Genomic DNA, 17,902 nt, shown 5'->3' on the forward strand with positions numbered 1-17,902 from the left:
GAGGGCGTGGACTTGGAGGCGTGATGAGTGAGACGGTGTCCGGCGGCGGACGGCCGCGGACCCTGGCCGAGAAGGTCTGGGATGACCACGTGGTCGCCAGGGGTGAGGGCGAGGGCGGGTCGCGTCAGCCCGACCTCATCTTCATCGACCTGCACCTCATCCATGAGGTGACCAGCCCACAGGCGTTCGACGGACTCCGGCTCGCCGGTCGGCGGCTCCGCCGGCCCGACCTCACGCTGGCGACGGAGGACCACAACGTGCCCACCGACATCGTCGGGGGAGCGGTGAACCTCATCGCCGACCAGACCTCGCGGACGCAGATCGAGACGCTGCGCCGCAACTGCGAGGAGTTCGGTGTCCGCCTCTACCCGATGGGTGATGCCGAGCAGGGCATCGTCCACATCATCGGACCGCAGCTGGGCCTGACCCAGCCCGGGATGACCGTCGTGTGCGGCGATTCGCACACCTCGACGCACGGCGCGTTCGGCTCCATCGCGATGGGGATCGGCACCTCCGAGGTGGAGCACGTCATGGCCACCCAGACACTGTCGCTGCGGCCGTTCAAGACGATGGCGATCACCGTGACCGGCGAACTGCGGCCCGGCGTCACCGCGAAGGACCTCATCCTGGCCGTGATCGCCCAGATCGGTACCGGCGGCGGGCAGGGCTACATCATCGAGTACCGCGGAGAGGCCATCGAGAAGCTCTCGATGGAGGCCCGTATGACCGTGTGCAACATGAGCATCGAGGCCGGCGCCCGCGCGGGCATGATCGCCCCGGACCAGACCACCTTCGACTATCTCGAGGGACGCCCGCACGCTCCGCAGGGCGCCGAGTGGGACGCCGCCGTCGAGTATTGGCGCGGCCTGCGCACCGACGAGGACGCGGGGTTCGACACCGAGGTCGTGATCGACGGCTCCGCACTGACCCCGTTCGTCACCTGGGGCACCAACCCCGGCCAGGGAGTGCCGCTGGGTGCGGCCGTGCCGGACCCGGAGTCGTTCACGGACGAGAGTGAGCGGATCGCCGCCGAGAGCGCCCTGGAGTACATGGATCTCCGGGCGGGGACCCCGATGCGGGACGTGCCCGTCGACGTGGTGTTCGTGGGCTCCTGCACCAACGGGCGGATCGAGGACCTGCGCGAGGTGGCCGAGGTCGTCGCTGGCCGCAGGGTCGCCGACGACGTCCGAGTGCTCGTCGTCCCCGGTTCGATGCGGGTGCGCGAGCAGGCCGAGGCCGAGGGACTGGACCGGATCTTCACCGAGTTCGGGGCCGAATGGCGTCAGCCCGGATGTTCGATGTGTCTCGGGATGAATCCCGACTCGCTCGAGCCCGGGCAGCGATGCGCCTCGACCTCCAACCGCAATTTCGAGGGGCGTCAGGGCAAGGGTGCGCGCACCCACCTGGTCAGTCCGTCCGTCGCGGCTGCCACGGCCGTGCTCGGCCGCTTCGCCTCTCCCGCCGACCTCGAGCCCGCGAAGGGGGCCTGACACCTCATGGAGCCGATCACCACCCACACCGGCATCGGTGCCCCGCTGCGCCGTTCCAACGTCGACACCGATCAGATCATCCCCGCCGTCTACCTCAAGCGCGTGACCCGCACAGGCTTCGAGGACGGGCTGTTCTCGTCATGGCGCGCGAAGGAGCCCGACTTCGTGCTCAACCGCGCGCCCTACGACAAGGCTTCCGTCCTGGTCGCCGGTCCCGACTTCGGCACCGGTTCCTCCCGGGAGCACGCTGTCTGGGCGCTGATGGACTTCGGGTTCCGCGTGGTCATCTCCTCGCGCTTCGCCGACATCTTCCGCGGGAACTCCGGCAAATCCGGGCTCGTCGCGGCCCAGGTGGAGCAGGAGAACGTGGAGCTGCTCTGGAAGGTCATGGATGACCAGCCCGGGATCGAGCTGACCGTCGACCTGGGTGCGCGGACCGTCACGGCCGGGGACGTGACCGTCCCGTTCGACATCGATGACTACACCAGGTGGCGTCTCATGGAGGGGCTCGACGACATCGGCCTCACCCTCCGGCGTGAGGACCTCATCGAGGAGTACGAAGCGCGGCGCCCGTCCTTCAAGCCCGTCACCGAGCCGCGGTAGGCGGGGATCCGCGCCCCTCGGTGGGTGGCTCGGGAAAGCTGCGGGACACGATGGCGAGCTGATATTGAGGCTTCTTTATCCTTCTTTGTGTGAGTATGCTTATCCGCACTGGGTGCGGATCGGTTCCGCGACAGCGACACTCGCACAGAGGGGGTTCCCACGTGAACAAAGCCGATCTCATCGAGGAACTGGCTGAACGTATGGGCGGTGACCACCAGTTAGCCACCGAGGCTCTGGAGAACACCCTCGATATTATCGTGCGGACGGTGGCGTCCGGGGAGTCGATCACCATCATGGGGTTCGGCATCTTCGAGAAGAAGGCCCGGGCCGCACGGGTCGCCCGCAACCCGCACACCGGGGAGTCGATCCCCGTTCCTCCCACGTATTCGCCGGTCTTCCGTCCGGGACAGTACTTCAAGGCGGTCATCCAGGGCGCGGAGGCGCTCCCGGAAGGACGGCTGGCGGCAAAGCGATCGAGCTCGCACCAGTCGTTCGGTGGGCTGGGACAGAATGGCGTCGAGCACCCCGGCAGGGTCAGCTGAGCTTCGGCTGACCCACACCGCGTCGTCGGGGGAACCACGGTACCGCCGCGCTCGCCGGTCAGTGCAGTGGGAGAGGGCTCCGGTAGTAGTCCGCATAGAGCAGGGTCGTGCCGGAGAAGCCGAGTCCCCACGCGCCCGCCTTCTTGGTGGAGGTATCGCCGATGTCGATCCCCGCCGCCGCGGCCAAATCGTCGAGCATCCCGGGGATCGCGGTGCCCTGGGAACTGATCGCCGCGACGCCACCGCCGGCGGCCGCGATCTCGAGCAGCCGCTGCACGGCGTCCGCAGGGGACTCCAGGTAGGCCTCGTCGCTCAGGGCGGGCTCGATCGAGATGTCGATACCGAGTTCATCGGCGAGCGGCCCCAGGGTCTGTTCGCAGCGCACCCGGGGCGCGCTGTACAGCCGACTGACGCCGAACGCCCTCAACATCGGTGCCAGCATCTCCGCCTGCGCTCGCCCGGACTTCTCGAGTGGTCGAAGCGCGTCATCCCCGCTCCACTCGCTCCTGTCGCCCGCCTTGGCGTGCCGCACGAGGAGAACCACCGTCTCCAGCGGCGGCATGCCGGCGAAGCGGGTGAGTATCTTGCGGTCCAGGGCGTAGGAGACCAGAGCCTTGGCCTCCTCCACGGGGAGCCACCGGAGTTCGTCGACCTCGGAGTTCGGCGCGAAGCGGCCGCCGAGCGACCGGGCGGACCAGTAGGTGACCTCCTTGCGGGTGCTCTCCTTCAGCGGGTACGCGGTGGTCCCGATGAGTGACTCGAGCACCGACTCGAACCCGGTCTCCTCGAGGATCTCCCTGACCGCGGTCGTCGGCAGGGACTCTCCTGAATCGACCTTGCCCTTCGGTAGCGACCAGTCGTCGTACCGGGACCGGTGGACGATCGCGCACACCGGCACCCCGTTCTCCACGCGGTACAACACCGCACCCGCGGCGGGGACGACCCGGATTTTGGACTTGGACTTGCTCATCGGTCACGGAATCCCGCGTGCTCGGCGGCCATGCGTTCCTGGTGGTCGACCGAGTCCGCCCAGTCCTCCGGCGCGGGCATCCGGCGCCACGTGGCGTCGGGCTGCAGCTGGAAGCTGCGCGTGGCGGGATCGAGAGCCGAGGTGAAGATGCGGTTCACCTGCGCCTTGAGGCGCGGGTCGGTGACCGTGACCATCACCTCGACGCGCCGATCGAGGTTTCGGTGCATCATGTCCGCGCTGCCCAGCAACACCTCGTCCGCACCACGGAAATGCAGGATGCGTGAATGCTCGAGGAACCGGCCGAGGATCGACCGGACGTGGATATTCTCGCTCAGTCCGGGAACGCCGGCACGAAGTGAGCAGATTCCCCGCACGACGATGTCGACCGGGACGCCGGCCTGCGAGGCGCGGTACAGGGCGTCGATCACCTGCTCGTCGACCAGGGCGTTGGCCTTGAGGCGGATGCCCGCCTCCCGGCCCTCTGCGGCCAACGCGATCTCCCGGTCGATGCGCTCGATGATCCCGGAGCGGATGCCCTCGGGGGCGACGAGCAGCCGCCGGTACTTGCTGACATTGGAGAAGCCCGTGAGGTGGTTGAACAGGTCGGTCAGGTCCGAGACCACGTCCTCGTCGGCGGTGAACAGCCCCACGTCCTCGTACAGGCGCGCCGTTTTGGGGTTGTAGTTGCCGGTCCCGATGTGGGCGTAGCGCTGGAGGCGATCGCCCTCCTTGCGCACGACCAGACACGTCTTACAGTGCGTCTTCAAACCCACCAGCCCGTACACGACATGCACGCCGGCCTGCTCGAGTTCGCGCGCCCACCGGATGTTGTTCTGCTCGTCGAACCGGGCCTTGATCTCGACCAGCGCCACCACCTGCTTGCCGGCTGCGGCGGCGTCGACGAGGGCGTTGACGATGGGCGAGTCACCGGAGGTGCGGTAGAGAGTCTGCTTGATGGCCAGTACGTTCTCGTCCGCCGCCGCCTGCTCGATGAATCGCTGGACGGTGGTGGAGAACGAGTCGTAGGGGTGCTCGACCAGGACGTCGCCCTCGTGGAGTGAGTCGAAGATGTTGCGGGCCGTCTCCCGTTCACCGAACGCCGGAGGAGTGGCCGGCACCATCGCCGGGTCCTTGAGATCCGGGAGCTCGAGTCCGTGGAGCTGCCACAGCCCGGTCAGGTCGAGCAGGCCGCGGAAGCGGATCACGTCCCCGGACTCGATGTCGAGCTCGCGCTTGAGGATCCGCAACATCCGGGGGGTGGTGTCCTCGGCGATCTCGAGGCGGACGGCGGAGCCGAATCGACGGCGTGCCAACTCGCGCTCGAGGGCCTGCAGGAGGTCCTCGTCCCGGTCCTCCTCGACCTCCATGTCCGCGTTTCGCGTCACGCGGAACACGTGGTGCTCGACGATCTCCATGCCCTGGAACAACTCGCCCAGATGGGCGGCGATGAGCTCTTCGGCGGAGACGAACGCGAACTCCTCGGCGCTCTCGCGCCGGACACGGATGAAGCGGGGCACGTTGTGCGGGATCTTCACCCGCGCGAAGTGTTCCTGTCCTGAATCCGCATCGCGGATGATCACCGCGAGATTGAGACTCAGGCCCGAGATGTAGGGGAACGGATGCGCCGGGTCGACGGCGAGCGGCGTGAGAACCGGGAAGATCTGGTTACGGAACAGCTCGGAGAGCTCGACACGCTCCTCTGCGGAGAGCGCCGACCAGGGCAGGATCCTGATGCCGTTCGCCTCCAGCGTCGGCCGGATCTCATCGTGGAACAACCGTGACTGCTCGTCGCACAGTTCGCGGCTACGCAGGCTGATCCGACTGAGCTGTTCGGCGGGTGTGCGTCCGTCGGCGGAGCGGACCGAGAGGCCGGTCTTGTCACGACGCTTCAGGCCCGCCACCCGGACCATGTAGAACTCGTCGAGATTGGAGGCGAAGATCGCGAGGAACTTGGCTCGTTCCAACAGCGGGAGAGATGTCTCGCCGGCCAGCGCGAGGACGCGCGCGTTGAAGTCGAGCCAGCTGAGTTCACGGTTGAGGTAGCGGTCACGGGGCCGGGGCAGCGCCTGCGGGGCGTGGTCTTCGACTGTCACCAGACCATTGTGGCCGATCGAGGGTGGTCCCGGCAGTCAAGGGGAGGGGAAACGCCCGGCAACGCCCGGGCGGTGGCGGCCCCGACCCGTCGCCCGGCCAGTCGGACCACGTCCTCGGGAATGTCCACGTCGCGGGAGGCCGCGCCCCGTGCGGTGTCGTCGAGGTCGAGCACCGTCGCCCCGCCCTCGATCCGATAGCGCTCCGCGGACCGGGGGCCGAACCGGCACACACGGGCGGCGCCGCCGGCCCAGAAGGCCATCGTGGTGCCCTCGCCGCGATGATCGACGACGACCGAATGCGGGTGCCCGGCCGCCGAATCGAGTACGCGGGTCAGCGACTGCGCGTCCAGCTCGGGGAGGTCGGCGGCGACCACTGCGACCCGTCCGGTAAGACCGGCGAGAGCCTCGGTCAGCGCGGCATTGAGCGGGTCCACGTCGGTGCCGGGGTCCGGCGGCGTCTCGGCGACGAACTCCGTCCCCAATCGGTCGGCGAGGACGGCGATCTCGGGGTCGGAGGAGACGATCCGAACGCGCCCGACCTGCTGACTGTGGAGGCAGGCGGTGACGACGTCGGTGGTCATCGCCACCACGAGGCCGCGGCGGGAGTCCGGCGAGAGTGTCGACCCCAGTCGGCTTTTGGCGCGATCGAGGGATTTGACGGGGACGACGATCGTCCACCCGTCTCCCGTTCGCTCCCGGCCACCCACTGCGTTCATCGAACGCCATCCTGCCAGCACCGCCTCGCGATCGCCCGGCGCCGGGTAGCGTCACTGCCGTGATTCACCCTGGGCGAGGCCAGGTGGCGACGAGAGTGGGGAGGCGGCCATGGCGCGGATCGCAGTGATGGGTGCGGGGTCCTGGGGGACCGCGGTGGGCAAGGTTCTCGCGGACGCCGGCTCCGAGGTCGTCATGTGGGCGCGGCGCGAGGAGGCCGCCGACGACATCAATACCAACCACTGCAACGGCAAGTACCTCCCGGGCGTCGTACTGCCGTCGGCGGTCAGCGCATCGACCGACCCGGCGCAGGTCCTCGACGGTGCGGAGGAGGTCGTCCTCGCGGTGCCGTCACAGACCCTGCGTGCGAACCTCGAGAACTGGGTCGACCTGCTGGCGACGAACGTCGGGGTCATCTCCCTGGCCAAGGGCATCGAGACGGGCACGCTCATGCGGATCAGCGAGGTCGTCGCCGAGGTGGCCGACCTCCCCGAGGGGCAGATCGCCGTCCTGTCGGGCCCCAACCTCGCCCGCGAGGTCGCGGAGGGGCAGCCCGCCGCGACCGTCATCGCCTGCACCGACGCGGCGCGCGCCGCGCGACTCCAGGACGCCTTCTCCACCCGTTACTTCCGGCCGTACACCAACAACGACGTGGTGGGTTGCGAGATCGGCGGGGCCACCAAGAACGTGATCGCGCTTGTGTGTGGCATCGCCTCGGGGATGGGTCTGGGTGACAACACCGCGGCGACGCTGGTCACACGGGGTCTGGCGGAATCCACCCGGCTCGGGGTGGCACTGGGCGCCAGCCAGATGACCTTCGCCGGCCTCGCGGGTCTGGGCGACCTGGTGGCCACCTGTACGTCGCCGCTGTCCCGGAACCGGACGTTCGGTGAGCGACTCGGCAGGGGCGAGACCCTGGAGCAGGCACAGGAGGCGACCAACGGCCAGGTGGCCGAGGGCGTGAAGTCCTGCACCTCGATCGTCGAGCTCAGCCACCGGGCGGGCGTGGAGATGCCCCTGACCGAGGCGGTGCACGAGATCTGCCACGAAGGGGGTAACGCCGTCGAGGTGGCGGTGCGCCTCATGAGACGGAGCACCAAGCCCGAGTAGCCTCGGCCCGGTGAACCGCACCACCGTTGCCGTCCTCTACGGCGGCCGCAGCACGGAACATTCCGTGAGCTGCGTGTCCGCCGGCGCCGTCATCTCCCACCTCGACCGGTCCGAGTACGACGTCATCCCCGTGGGGATCACCTCGACCGGGGCGTGGACACTGGGCCCGGACGATGTCTCCGACCTGCGCATCATCGATCGCTCGATGCCGGTCGTCGATCCGCACCGCCCGCGGGTCGCGCTGGGGTTGTCCACCGAGGACCGGGGTGTCCTGCGGTACGTGGACGGGGACCGCGCCGGGGAGGAGCTCGCGCGTATCGACGTGGTCTTTCCGGTCATGCACGGCACCTACGCCGAGGACGGGACCATCCAGGGGCTCCTCGAGTTGTCCGGACTGCCGTACGTGGGGCCTGGGGTGCTCGCCAGCGCCGCGGGCATGGACAAGGAGTTCACCAAGATCGTCCTCGGCGCCGCCGGACTGCCGATCGGCGAACAGGTCGTGCTGCGCCCCGGAACACGGTCCCTCACCGCAGAGGAACGTGATCGCCTCGGGCTGCCACTGTTCGTCAAACCCGCCCGCGGCGGCTCGTCGATCGGGATAACCAAGGTCTCCCGGATCGACGACCTCGATCCCGCGATCGCCGAGGCCCGTCGGTTCGACCCCAAGGTGATCGTCGAGGCCGCGATCGTCGGTCGCGAGGTCGAATGTGGGGTCCTGGAGTACCCCGACGGGCGCGTCGAGGCCAGCCTCCCGGCCGAACTGCACATCCCCTGCGAGCCGACCGGTCGCGAGGGTGAGTCCGAGGGCGATTCCTTCTACGACTTCGACACCAAGTACCTCGACGACGTGTGTACGTTCGACCTTCCGGCGCAGCTCCCGGCCGCCGACATCGAGCGGCTTCGCGAGCTCGCCGTGGCGGCGTTCCGGGCGATCGACGCCACCGGGCTCACCCGGGTGGACTTCTTCGTCACGGTCGACGGTCCGGTGATCAACGAGGTCAACACCATGCCTGGCTTCACCCCGATCTCGATGTACCCGCAGATGTGGGCCGCCACGGACGTCGACTACCCGACTCTGTTGGGCACCCTCGTCCAGACGGCGCTCGCACGCGGCTGACCCACCCTCCGCGGGCGGCCCCCGGCAGATCCGGGCGATCGCCGCGGTGCGGCCGGCACGGCCCGTGGCGGGTCAGCCCACCGGGGCCGGAGCCGGCTCGATCTCGTCGAGGGACGCGGTGATCGCGTCGGACAGATTCTGGATCGGGCCGGTGCCGCTGCCCTCGGGCAGCGTGATCGCGACGAACTCGGGCCGGTCCACGGCCACCCATGTCGATGACGTGATCGCCGGGTCCGGGTCAGGCTCGTTGAACCACTGGACCCCGTTGACCTCCTGCAGCCCCACGCCCACGACGAAGGTCGGCGGCGCCGGCAGGCCGCAGCGCACGACCACCGGCTCGGCGTCGGGCATGCGGTAGGCCGCGATGCCCGCCGTGTCCGGCTCGGTCAGGGCGACCTGGGTCGCGTCTCCGAGCTCCGGCGGCAACGACTCGATCAGGGCCGTGCACGCCTCGGACCCGGCGCCCGGCGCGGGGAGGGGTACCGCCGCGTACGGCTCGCTCACGGCGGCTTCCGCGGCCTCGTCGCCCATGTTCCGGAACAGCACCAACACCACCGCGAGAACGATCAGGGGGACGATGACCCCCGCGACCACGACAGCGGTGGGGACGGGGCGAACATCCCCGTCGAAAGCCCTGGTGTTCCGCGGACCGGCGTCGTACCGATCCTCCGGATCCGAGTCCGTCGAAGCCACAGGTGTCGTCCTTCCTCCCCGGGGCGGACGCCGTCCGGGCGGCCGCTAACCTGACGGCAACGCTACAGACCCGCGCCCGCACACCCGGTGCGCGACTCCACCCGGAAGGGGAGGACAGACGTGACCGATGGGGCCGTGACCGTGGCCGAGGCCGGCGAAGCCGCGGTTCTCGAGGTGCTCAGTGGTGCCCCGGTGCAGGTGGGGGACGACCCGGTGGGCAACGGCGACGACGCCGCCGTCCTGGGGCCCGCCTGGGCCACCGTGGTGACCACCGACATGCTCGTTGAGGGAACCCACTTCCGTAGGGATCTCACAGGCTGGCGGGACCTCGGCAGGCGAGCCGTGGCACAGAACGTCTCCGACGTCCTGGCGATGGGCGCCGAATGCACACGGATCCTGGTGGCTCTCGCGGTACCGGGCCGCACCACGATGCGGGAGATCTCGGATCTCGCCGACGGGATCCACTCCGAGGCGGCCCGATCCGGGGCGGTCGTGGTCGGTGGGGACCTCACGAGTGCCGACTTCGTCGTCGTCGGCGTCACCGCCATCGGCACACTTCCGCACGGGGCCGCCCCGGTGCGGATCGACGGCGCGGCCCCCGGGGACCGCATCGGCCTCACCGGACTCCCCGGGCGGTCGGCCGCGGGGCTCGCCCTCCTCCTCGCCGGACACCCGGACGGCCCGCTCGCCCGGGCATACCGCGTGCCCTGCACCCCGGTCGGCACGGGCACCGCCGCGCGAGTGACCGGGGCCTCGTCACTCACCGACGTCAGCGACGGGCTCCTGCGCGACCTGTCCGGCCTCACCCGCGCGTCGGGGGTCGCCGCGGACCTGGACCGCGCTGCACTGCCGGTCGACCCGGAACTGTTCGCCGCGGCGGAGTCGCTCGGCGCCGCCGACGTCGACGTCCGCGTCCTCGACTGGATGCTCGACGGGGGAGAGGACCACGGGCTGCTCGGTACCTTCCCGCCCGGATGTGCCGTGCCGGACGAGTTCACGATCATCGGCACGATCCGTGCCGGCGAGCCCGGCGAGGTGACGATCGACGGCACCGCCCGGACGCCCGGGGGCTGGGACTCCGCGCGCGGCGCGAACTAGGGTGGGCCCATGGCTGTCTATGCACTCGGAGACCTCGAACCCGACATCGCCCCCGACGCCTGGGTGCACCCCGACGCGGTGGTGATCGGGCGCGTGACGCTCGGCCCGGGCGCCTCGGTGTGGCCCACCGCGGTGCTGCGCGGTGACTACGGGCGGATCGAGGTCGGTGCGATGACCAATATCCAGGACGGCACGATCGTCCACTGCACCGAGAGCGAGCCGACCGTGTTCGGTGAGCACTGCATCGTGGGACACAACGCCCACATCGAGGGCGCGACGATCGGGAGCGGCGCGCTGATCTCGTCCGGCTCGGTGGTGCTCAACGGGGCGGTGATCGGCTCCGGCGCGATCGTCGCCGCCGGGTGTCTCATCCCGCCTCGCTTCGACCTGCCCGACCGACGGATGGCGATGGGCACGCCGGCGAGGATCCGAGACGGCTACGAGGTCGACCCGGCGATGCTCGAGGGCAACACGCAGAAGTACCACGAGAACGCGATGCGGTACCGTGCCGAACTCCGCCGGCTCGACTGATCCGTGAGACCGGAGAGCTCGGCGCGGCCGCCGCTGGAGCACCTGCTCGATCCGGGCTGGGCGCGGGAGCTGGCCCCGGTGGAGGAGCAGATCCACCGGATGGGTGATTTCCTGCGTGCGGAGAACGCGGCGGGGCGCGGTTACCTACCGGCGTCGGATCGGGTGCTTCGCGCGTTCACCCAACCCTTCGACGACGTGCGTGTGCTCATCGTGGGGCAGGACCCGTACCCGACCCCCGGGCATCCCGTCGGGTTGAGTTTCGCCGTCGACGGTGCGGTGCGTCCGCTGCCCCGCAGTCTGGGCAACATCTACCGTGAGTACACCGACGACCTGGGGCTGCCCGCACCGCCGCACGGCGATCTGGGCGCCTGGACGCGGTCCGGGGTGTTGCTGCTCAACAGGGTGCTGACCGTGTCCCCGGGCGACGCCGGTTCCCACCGGCGCAAGGGATGGGAGGCCGTCACCCAGCGGGCCATCGAGGCGCTCGTAGAGCGTGACCGGCCGATGGTCGCGATCCTCTGGGGGCGCGACGCCCGGTCATTGACCGGGATGCTCGGCGAGACCCCCGTGATCGCCTCGGCACACCCGTCGCCGCTCTCGGCCCGACGGGGATTCTTCGGCTCGCGGCCATTCACCCGCGCCAACGAGGCGCTGGCCACGCTCGGGGCGGAACCCGTGGACTGGCGCCTCCCGCTCGAGCCCTGAGCGCACACGCGAAAACGGCTACTGCGACGCCGGATCCGCTACCGGCGCCCGGGTAGCGAATCGTGACGGTGAGTAGCGGATTCCGGGTTCTCCGAACCTGGTCGCGGGTGGCGGGTCGGCCGCCGTTCGTAGATCAGTCGCGGCCGAATTCCGGGGCCCGCTTGGCGACGAAGGCGTCTACACCCTCGATCCCATCCGGCGAGGTGGCCAATCGAGAGATGGAGTCCCGCTCCGCATCGAGGTGGTCGGACAGGCTGGACGCCGCCGAGGCGCGCAGCAGGGCCTTGACCGCGGCGTAGGACTCACCGGGGCCCGAGGCGAGACGCACGGCGAGGTCGCGGGCCGCCTCGCGAACGTCGCCCTCGACGAATGTAGAGAGCATGCCGAGCGCGTAGCCGCGCTCGCCGGTCATCGGCTCGTTGCCGAGGATGAAGGCGCGCGCCGCGTTCTGCCCGATCGCGCGGGGCAGGTTCCACGACATCCCGCCGTCCGGGGACAGGCCGATCCCCGGATAGGCGGCCAGCAGACGCGTGTCGGGGCCGGCCACCGAGAAATCGGCCGTGAGGGCCAGGGAGAGCCCGGCGCCGGCGGCCCAGCCGGCCACGGCCGCCACCACGGGGACGGATACCTCGTCGAGCTGCCGGATCACAGCGTGCAGGCGGTCCGCGAGCTCGCGGACGTGCGCGGAACGATCGTCGGCGGAGGCGAATCCGGCCACGTTGCCGCCGGCGCAGAAGTTCTTGCCGAGGCCGATCAGGAGCACCGCACGGGCCTCGAGGTCGCCGGCGAGGAGGGCGGCCAGTGCGGTGCCCATCTGGTCGACCGCGTCGGAGTCGAGCGCGTTGCCCTTGCCGTCCAGCGAGATGGGCAGCGTCAGAACCCCCTCCTCGAGAGTGACGAGGGGTGTCGCTGAGAGGTCAAAGGTCATCGTGGTGCTCCCTGTGGTGTCCACCGTCTCGGCCTGTTCGACGGCTGTCGACAGGTGAGGGTACTAGGCTTGTCCGGGCCACCCGTGCACATCCGGGTGACAGGGGTGCCAGGGGCGACGAGGAGGGGCGATGACGCAGGAGAGCACGCGCGTCGAGGACCGTCCCACGACCCTCGATGCGCAGGGGGTGCTCACGTGGGCCCGGCGCTGCGTCGAGCAGCTGGCCGAGCATCGCGAGGAGATCAACGCGCTCAACGTCTTCCCCGTGCCGGACTCCGATACCGGGACCAACCTCCTCTACACGATGAGAGCCGCTCTGGACCGGGCGGAAGGCGAGGACGCATGGATCGCCGAGGGCGGCGGCACCGCCGGCGCCCGGGAGGTCGCGGTCGCGCTGGGCCGGGGAGCGGTTCACGGCGCGCGGGGCAACTCCGGGGTGATCCTGTCCCAGGTCCTGCGCGCGGTCGGTGAGGCCGCGACGTTCACCGTCGTCGATGCGGCCACCTACCGGCGCGCCCTGCGTACCGCCGTGACGCTCGTCGACAACGCGTTGAGCGACCCGGTCGAGGGAACCATCGTCACCGTCCTCCGGGAGGCCGCCGCCGGTGCCGGCCGCTCCACCGCCACGTCGCTCGTCGAGGTCGCCCGCGCCGCGGCGGACTCCGCGGCGGACGCCCTGTCGCGGACGACCGCCCAGTTGTCGGTACTGCGAAATGCCGGGGTCGTCGACGCCGGCGGCCGGGGACTGCTGATCCTGCTGGACACCATGGTCGGTGTACTGACGGGAGAGACCCCCGACCGCCCTGACTACGGCGTCCCATCAGATCCGGGCGCGGGCGAGTGCGCAGCCGGAGCCGGCACAGAGAGTTCTGACCGGGACGATGCGGGTGGGCGTGCTGTTCAGGCATCGACGCAGACGCGCTACGAGGTCATGTACTCACTGACGCACTCCGACGATGCCCGTGCCGATGAGCTCAGGTCGGCTCTCCGGACGCTCGGTGACAGCGTCGTGGTGGTGGGCGACGGAGGTGCGGGCGACCATGCCCGCTGGGCGGTTCACGTGCACACGGACGACATCGGCCCGGCGATCGAGTCCGCACTGTCCCTGGGGCGGATCGTGGAGATCAGGGTGACCGACATGCTCGACCCCCTGGGCGAGGGCCGCGCCACCGACGATGCCGTGGGCACGGGGAGCGCGGGGGCCTCGCCGGCTGCGGCGCGACCCACCGGCACCCCGACCCGGACTGTCGCCGCGGTCGTACGTCCCGGCTCGCTGGCGGAGTTGTTCACCGACGCCGGAGCGGCGGCAATCGACCCTGGCGATAGTGGTGAGGGAGTGATCGACGCGGTTCTGGCCCTGGAGGCCGACGAGTGCGTCGTCCTGCCCAACGGCGAGCTGTCCCGAGCGCAGATCGGCTCCCTCGATGAGGCGCTGCGCGACATGGGCCGGCACGCACTGATCCTCCCGACCGCCTCGGTGGTCCAGGGGCTCGCGGCGTTGGCGGTTCACGACGCGTCCTCGACCCTCTCGCTGGACGGTTTCGGTATGGCCGACGCGGCGGCGGCGACCCGCCACGCGCACCTGGTCAGGGCCGAACAGGATGCGCTGACCCTGGTGGGGCGGTGTGCGGCCGGGGATCTGCTGGGCGTGATCGGCCACGACGTAGCGCTGATCGACAGTGACCCGGTGGGGACGGTGTGCTCCATCGTCGACCGGATGCTCACGGCAGGGGGCGAACTGGTCACCCTCCTGCTGGGTGATGAGTACGACGAGCCCGCGACCGAGAACGTCCTGACGCGGCTGCGAACCGACCATCCGGATGTCGAGGTGGTGGCCTACAGCGCGGGCCCCGGCAGGATCCTGGCGCGTGTCGGGGTCGAATGACGACCTTCGCCACCACTGAGACCCCGCTCGCCGAGATCCTCGACGCCGACCTCGCCCGCCGGATCGGCACGGCGTTCGGGCACCGCACGGTCGGGGACCTGCTCCACACCCTTCCCCGGAGGTTCCGCCGGCAGGGGCAGCGCGTCGACAGGAAATCCCTCGTCGAGGGCGAGCGCGTGACCGTGATCGGCACTGTGGAGCGACTGTCGTCCTCGACCTACACGTCCAAGAAAGGTTCCAAGCAGCGCCAACGGGTGACCCTCGTGGTCACAGACGGGGGCATCGAGTTCGAGGTGGTCTTCTTCGCCGGGTGGGGAATCAAGAACATCCTCCCGGTCGGCACCGAGGCGATGTTCGACGGCACTCTGTCCACGTTCCGCGGCAAACTGAACCTCAAACACCCCGAGTTCCTCATCCTCGCCACCGCCGCGGGCGGGTCCGGAGAGCTCAAGGGCTCGGGCAACCTGGCCGCTCTGGCCGAGCTGTCGGCGAAGGTGCAGGCCGAGGGGGGTGAGAGCCTCTTCGGCCGCAGGCTCCTTCCGGTCTACGCGTCCAGGGAGGGGGTGACCTCCTGGGAGGTGTTCGGCGCCGTGGTCACGGCTCTACGGGCGTTGATTCCGGTGGTCGACCCACTCGATCAGTCGGTGATCGACGCTGTGAATCTCATGAGCCTGGACGACGCACTGCACAAGGCCCACATGCCGTCGAGCCAGGAGGAGATGGACGCCGCGGGGTACCGCCTGCGTTTCGACGAGGCGCTGGCGCTCCAGTTGCTGCTCGGTGCCCGGCGGCGCTTCTTCTCCCGTGATCCGGCCCCGCCCAGCCCGGTCCGTGCAGACGGGCTCCGCGCCGCGATGTGGTCCCGGCTGCCGTTCGCGCTCACCGCGGGACAGCAGTCGGTGCTGGAGGACATCTCGGCGGACCTGACCCGCGATCAGCCGATGAACAGGTTGCTGCAGGGTGAGGTCGGCTCGGGTAAGACCGTGGTGGCGCTGCTCGCGATGCTGCAGGTCCTCGATGCGGGCCGCCAGTGCGTGATGCTGGCGCCCACGGAGGTACTGGCCGTACAACATCACCGATCCCTGACCGCGATGCTCGGCGACCTCGGGGAGGGCGGTCGGCTCGGTGCGGCGGAGGGCGCCACCCGCGTGGTACTGCTGACCGGGTCGATGTCGACCGCCGCGCGGCGGCAGGCGTTGTTGGACATCGTGACGGGTGAGGCCGGGATCATCGTCGGTACGCATGCGTTGATCCAGGATTCGGTCGACTTCTTCGACCTGGGGCTGGTCGTGGTGGACGAGCAGCACCGATTCGGCGTCCGGCAGCGGGACCGACTTCGGACCAAGGGGCGGGACGGCATGGTGCCGCACCTGTTGGTGATGACGGCCACGCCGATCCCGCGCACCATCGCGATGACGGTGTTCGGGGACCTCGAGGTGTCGGAACTGGGGGAGCTGCCGGGCGGCCGCCGCCCCATCTCCACGTCGGTGGTGCCGGCGCGGGAGAAGCCCCGGTGGTTGGAGCGGACGTGGGAGAGGGTCCGCGAGGAGGTGGCCGCCGGACATCGCGCCTATGTGGTGTGCGCACGGATCGACGGCGACGACGACAAGCCCGCCGCCAAGGACGACGGGAGCATCCCCTTGACAGCGGCCGTGGACCTGCACCACAGCCTGTCGACCGGGCCGCTCGCCGGCCTGCGGGTCGGTCTCATGCACGGCCGACTGTCGCCGGAGGAGAAGGACACGGCGATGACGGCGTTCGCCGCCGGCCGGCTCGACGTACTCGTGTCAACGACGGTGATCGAGGTCGGCGTGGACGTCCCCGAGGCCACGGTCATCGTGGTCATGGACGCCGAACGCTTCGGTGTGAGCCAGCTGCACCAGCTCCGCGGCCGTGTGGGCCGGGGTGGCCTGTCGGGGCTGTGCCTCCTGGTCACCAACTCGCGATTCGACAGCCGGGCGATGGACAGGCTCAGCGCCGTGGCTTCGACCACCGACGGATTCGTGTTGGCCCAGCTCGATCTCACCCAACGCCGGGAGGGCGACGTGCTCGGCGATGCGCAGTCGGGTGCCCTGTCGGCGCTGCGGATCCTCTCGGTGGTCGAGGACGGTGCGGTCATCGGGATCGCCCGCCAGTACGCCGAGCAGATCCTGGATTCCGACCCGGGCCTGCACACGCATCCGGCGCTCGCCGAGAGGGTCTTCCGGCTGGTCGGGTCCGAGGAGTCCGCCTATCTGGAGCGATACTGAGCACACCGCCCGCGGTGTCCGCATCGCCCGCCAGTCAATGACCCGCCCACCGAACGAGCAGGACTGACATGACCCGCATCATCTCCGGCCGACTCCGAGGACTCTCGATCGTCGTCCCGCCGGCCGGCACCCGGCCCACCACGGACCGGGTCCGCGAGGCGTTGTTCAGCGCGATCGACAGTCGGGTCGACCTCGCCGGGGCGTCGGTGCTCGACCTGTTCGCCGGCTCCGGCGCGCTCGGACTCGAAGCACTCTCCCGTGGCGCCGACACGGGATGGTTCGTCGAGGAGAACCCCCGTGCCGTCGCCTGCCTCAAGAAGAACGTCGCCGGGGCGTCGGCGTTGTCGTCGTCGTCCATCACGGCGACCATCAGACGGGCGTCCCTCCCCGGCGCCCTCGGTGGCCCGTGCCCCGTCCCGGGTGGATTCGACCTGGTCCTCGCGGACCCGCCGTACGAACGCTCCGGCGTGCTCGACGAGCCGATTCTCCTGGCGCTGCGGGACGGCGGTTGGCTCGCCCCCGACGCGCTGGTGGTGTGGGAGCGGTCCAGGCGCGACCCGGCGGTGCGGTGGCCCGAGGGGTACGCGCGAGAGTTCGAGCGCACCTACGGTGAGACCGCCGTCGAGATGGCGCGACCGGTTGATACGGTCAGGCGATGACCACAGTCGTGTGCCCAGGCTCCTTCGATCCGGTGACCCTCGGGCACCTCGACATCATCCGCCGCGCCGCGGCGCTGTTCGACGACGTGATCGTGTGCGTGGTGGCCAACCCCAACAAACAGGGCACCTTCACCATCTCCGAGCGCAAGGCGCTCATCGAGGAGGTCTGCGCCGACATCCCCGGCGTGCGGGTCGACAGCTTCTATGGCCTGCTCGTGGACTACTGCCGCGACCAGGGCGCCACCGCCGTGATCAAGGGGCTGCGGGACTCCACGGACTACGACTACGAACTGCCGATGGCGCACATGAACCGGTCGATCGCCGAGATCGACACCGTCTTCCTGCCCACCCGCGCCGACCTGTCGTTCGTCTCGTCCTCGCTCTGTCGGGAGGTCACCCGGCTCGGTGGCGATGTGTCCCACCTGCTGCCAGAGCCCGTCGCCACGGCGCTCAGGGAGCGGCTGGTCTGAACGCCGGAGAGTAGGACACACCGCCGCCGCACCGGCCACTGCGCG

At 70.0% G+C, this 17,902-nt stretch carries 17 protein-coding genes; 12 read left to right on the forward strand and 5 right to left on the reverse strand.

The window, feature by feature from the left end; all coding sequences use genetic code 11:
- Positions 1-23: 23 nt before the first annotated feature.
- From leuC to K3888_RS02845, 3 genes are all read left to right on the forward strand, one after another.
- The gene (leuC, locus tag K3888_RS02835; RefSeq protein ID WP_230928726.1) at positions 24-1,490 is read left to right on the forward strand and encodes a 3-isopropylmalate dehydratase large subunit; all 1,467 of its coding nucleotides are present in this window, start codon (positions 24-26) and stop codon (positions 1,488-1,490) included.
- Positions 1,491-1,496: 6 nt separating this feature from the next.
- Entirely contained in the window at positions 1,497-2,093 is a 597-nt protein-coding gene (leuD, locus tag K3888_RS02840; RefSeq protein ID WP_230928727.1) for a 3-isopropylmalate dehydratase small subunit, read from the forward strand.
- A gap of 161 nt (positions 2,094-2,254) precedes the next feature.
- Positions 2,255-2,635, forward strand: coding sequence for an HU family DNA-binding protein (locus K3888_RS02845; protein ID WP_230928728.1), 381 nt, complete (start codon positions 2,255-2,257; stop codon positions 2,633-2,635).
- A 58-nt stretch (positions 2,636-2,693) separates the two neighbouring features.
- On the opposite strand, the gene K3888_RS02850 is transcribed toward K3888_RS02845, so the two are convergent.
- Genes K3888_RS02850 through cofC form a run of 3 tightly spaced genes read right to left on the reverse strand, consistent with a single transcriptional unit; the run spans position 2,694 to position 6,414 of the window.
- Entirely contained in the window at positions 2,694-3,605 is a 912-nt protein-coding gene (locus tag K3888_RS02850) for an NUDIX hydrolase (protein WP_230928729.1), read from the reverse strand.
- A complete protein-coding gene (locus K3888_RS02855; RefSeq protein WP_230928730.1) occupies positions 3,602-5,698 on the reverse strand; it encodes an RNA degradosome polyphosphate kinase in 2,097 nt (698 codons plus the stop codon). The genes K3888_RS02850 and K3888_RS02855 overlap by 4 nt, the downstream gene beginning before the upstream one ends.
- Positions 5,695-6,414 (reverse strand): 2-phospho-L-lactate guanylyltransferase, encoded by a 720-nt coding sequence (cofC, locus tag K3888_RS02860; protein WP_230928731.1) that lies wholly within the window; start codon positions 6,412-6,414, stop codon positions 5,695-5,697. The genes K3888_RS02855 and cofC overlap by 4 nt, the downstream gene beginning before the upstream one ends.
- 109 nt (positions 6,415-6,523) lie before the next feature.
- Between cofC and K3888_RS02865 the strand changes: the two genes are divergently transcribed.
- Both K3888_RS02865 and K3888_RS02870 read left to right on the forward strand, forming a co-directional pair.
- Positions 6,524-7,522, forward strand: coding sequence for an NAD(P)H-dependent glycerol-3-phosphate dehydrogenase (locus K3888_RS02865; RefSeq protein ID WP_230928732.1), 999 nt, complete (start codon positions 6,524-6,526; stop codon positions 7,520-7,522).
- Positions 7,523-7,532: 10 nt separating this feature from the next.
- The gene (locus tag K3888_RS02870; RefSeq protein ID WP_230928733.1) at positions 7,533-8,639 is read left to right on the forward strand and encodes a D-alanine--D-alanine ligase family protein; all 1,107 of its coding nucleotides are present in this window, start codon (positions 7,533-7,535) and stop codon (positions 8,637-8,639) included.
- 72 nt (positions 8,640-8,711) lie between these two features.
- Here K3888_RS02870 and K3888_RS02875 read toward each other — a convergent pair whose 3' ends face one another.
- Positions 8,712-9,332, reverse strand: a complete 621-nt coding sequence (locus K3888_RS02875; RefSeq protein WP_230928734.1) for a DUF3515 domain-containing protein — start codon at positions 9,330-9,332, stop codon at positions 8,712-8,714.
- 120 nt (positions 9,333-9,452) lie between these two features.
- Between K3888_RS02875 and thiL the strand changes: the two genes are divergently transcribed.
- From thiL to K3888_RS02890, 3 genes are read left to right on the forward strand one after another with little or no spacing between them, the layout of a single operon-like run.
- A complete protein-coding gene (thiL, locus tag K3888_RS02880; protein WP_230928735.1) occupies positions 9,453-10,430 on the forward strand; it encodes a thiamine-phosphate kinase in 978 nt (325 codons plus the stop codon).
- A 9-nt stretch (positions 10,431-10,439) separates the two neighbouring features.
- Positions 10,440-10,961 (forward strand): gamma carbonic anhydrase family protein, encoded by a 522-nt coding sequence (locus K3888_RS02885; protein WP_230928736.1) that lies wholly within the window; start codon positions 10,440-10,442, stop codon positions 10,959-10,961.
- Between the two features lie 3 nt (positions 10,962-10,964).
- Complete coding sequence (locus K3888_RS02890) at positions 10,965-11,666, forward strand: uracil-DNA glycosylase (RefSeq protein WP_230928737.1); 702 nt, start codon at positions 10,965-10,967, stop codon at positions 11,664-11,666.
- Positions 11,667-11,799: 133 nt separating this feature from the next.
- On the opposite strand, the gene K3888_RS02895 is transcribed toward K3888_RS02890, so the two are convergent.
- Entirely contained in the window at positions 11,800-12,594 is a 795-nt protein-coding gene (locus tag K3888_RS02895) for an enoyl-CoA hydratase/isomerase family protein (RefSeq protein ID WP_230928738.1), read from the reverse strand.
- A 130-nt stretch (positions 12,595-12,724) separates the two neighbouring features.
- On the opposite strand from K3888_RS02895, the gene K3888_RS02900 reads away from it, so the two are divergent.
- The 4 genes from K3888_RS02900 to coaD all read left to right on the forward strand — a co-directional run bounded on the left by K3888_RS02900 (position 12,725) and on the right by coaD (position 17,857).
- Positions 12,725-14,479, forward strand: a complete 1,755-nt coding sequence (locus tag K3888_RS02900) for a DAK2 domain-containing protein (RefSeq protein ID WP_230928739.1) — start codon at positions 12,725-12,727, stop codon at positions 14,477-14,479.
- Entirely contained in the window at positions 14,476-16,728 is a 2,253-nt protein-coding gene (gene recG / locus K3888_RS02905; RefSeq protein ID WP_230928740.1) for an ATP-dependent DNA helicase RecG, read from the forward strand. The genes K3888_RS02900 and recG overlap by 4 nt, the downstream gene beginning before the upstream one ends.
- A gap of 68 nt (positions 16,729-16,796) precedes the next feature.
- On the forward strand, positions 16,797-17,387 hold the full coding sequence (gene rsmD, locus K3888_RS02910) for a 16S rRNA (guanine(966)-N(2))-methyltransferase RsmD (RefSeq protein WP_230928741.1): 591 nt from the start codon (positions 16,797-16,799) through the stop codon (positions 17,385-17,387).
- Positions 17,384-17,857 carry a pantetheine-phosphate adenylyltransferase gene (gene coaD, locus K3888_RS02915; RefSeq protein ID WP_230928742.1) on the forward strand — a complete coding sequence of 158 codons (474 nt, stop codon included), beginning with the start codon at positions 17,384-17,386 and terminating at the stop codon, positions 17,855-17,857. The genes rsmD and coaD overlap by 4 nt, the downstream gene beginning before the upstream one ends.
- Positions 17,858-17,902: the final 45 nt, after the last annotated feature.

It is taken from the genome of Dietzia aurantiaca (genome assembly GCF_021033825.1).
GTDB lineage: Bacteria > Actinomycetota > Actinomycetes > Mycobacteriales > Mycobacteriaceae > Dietzia > Dietzia aurantiaca.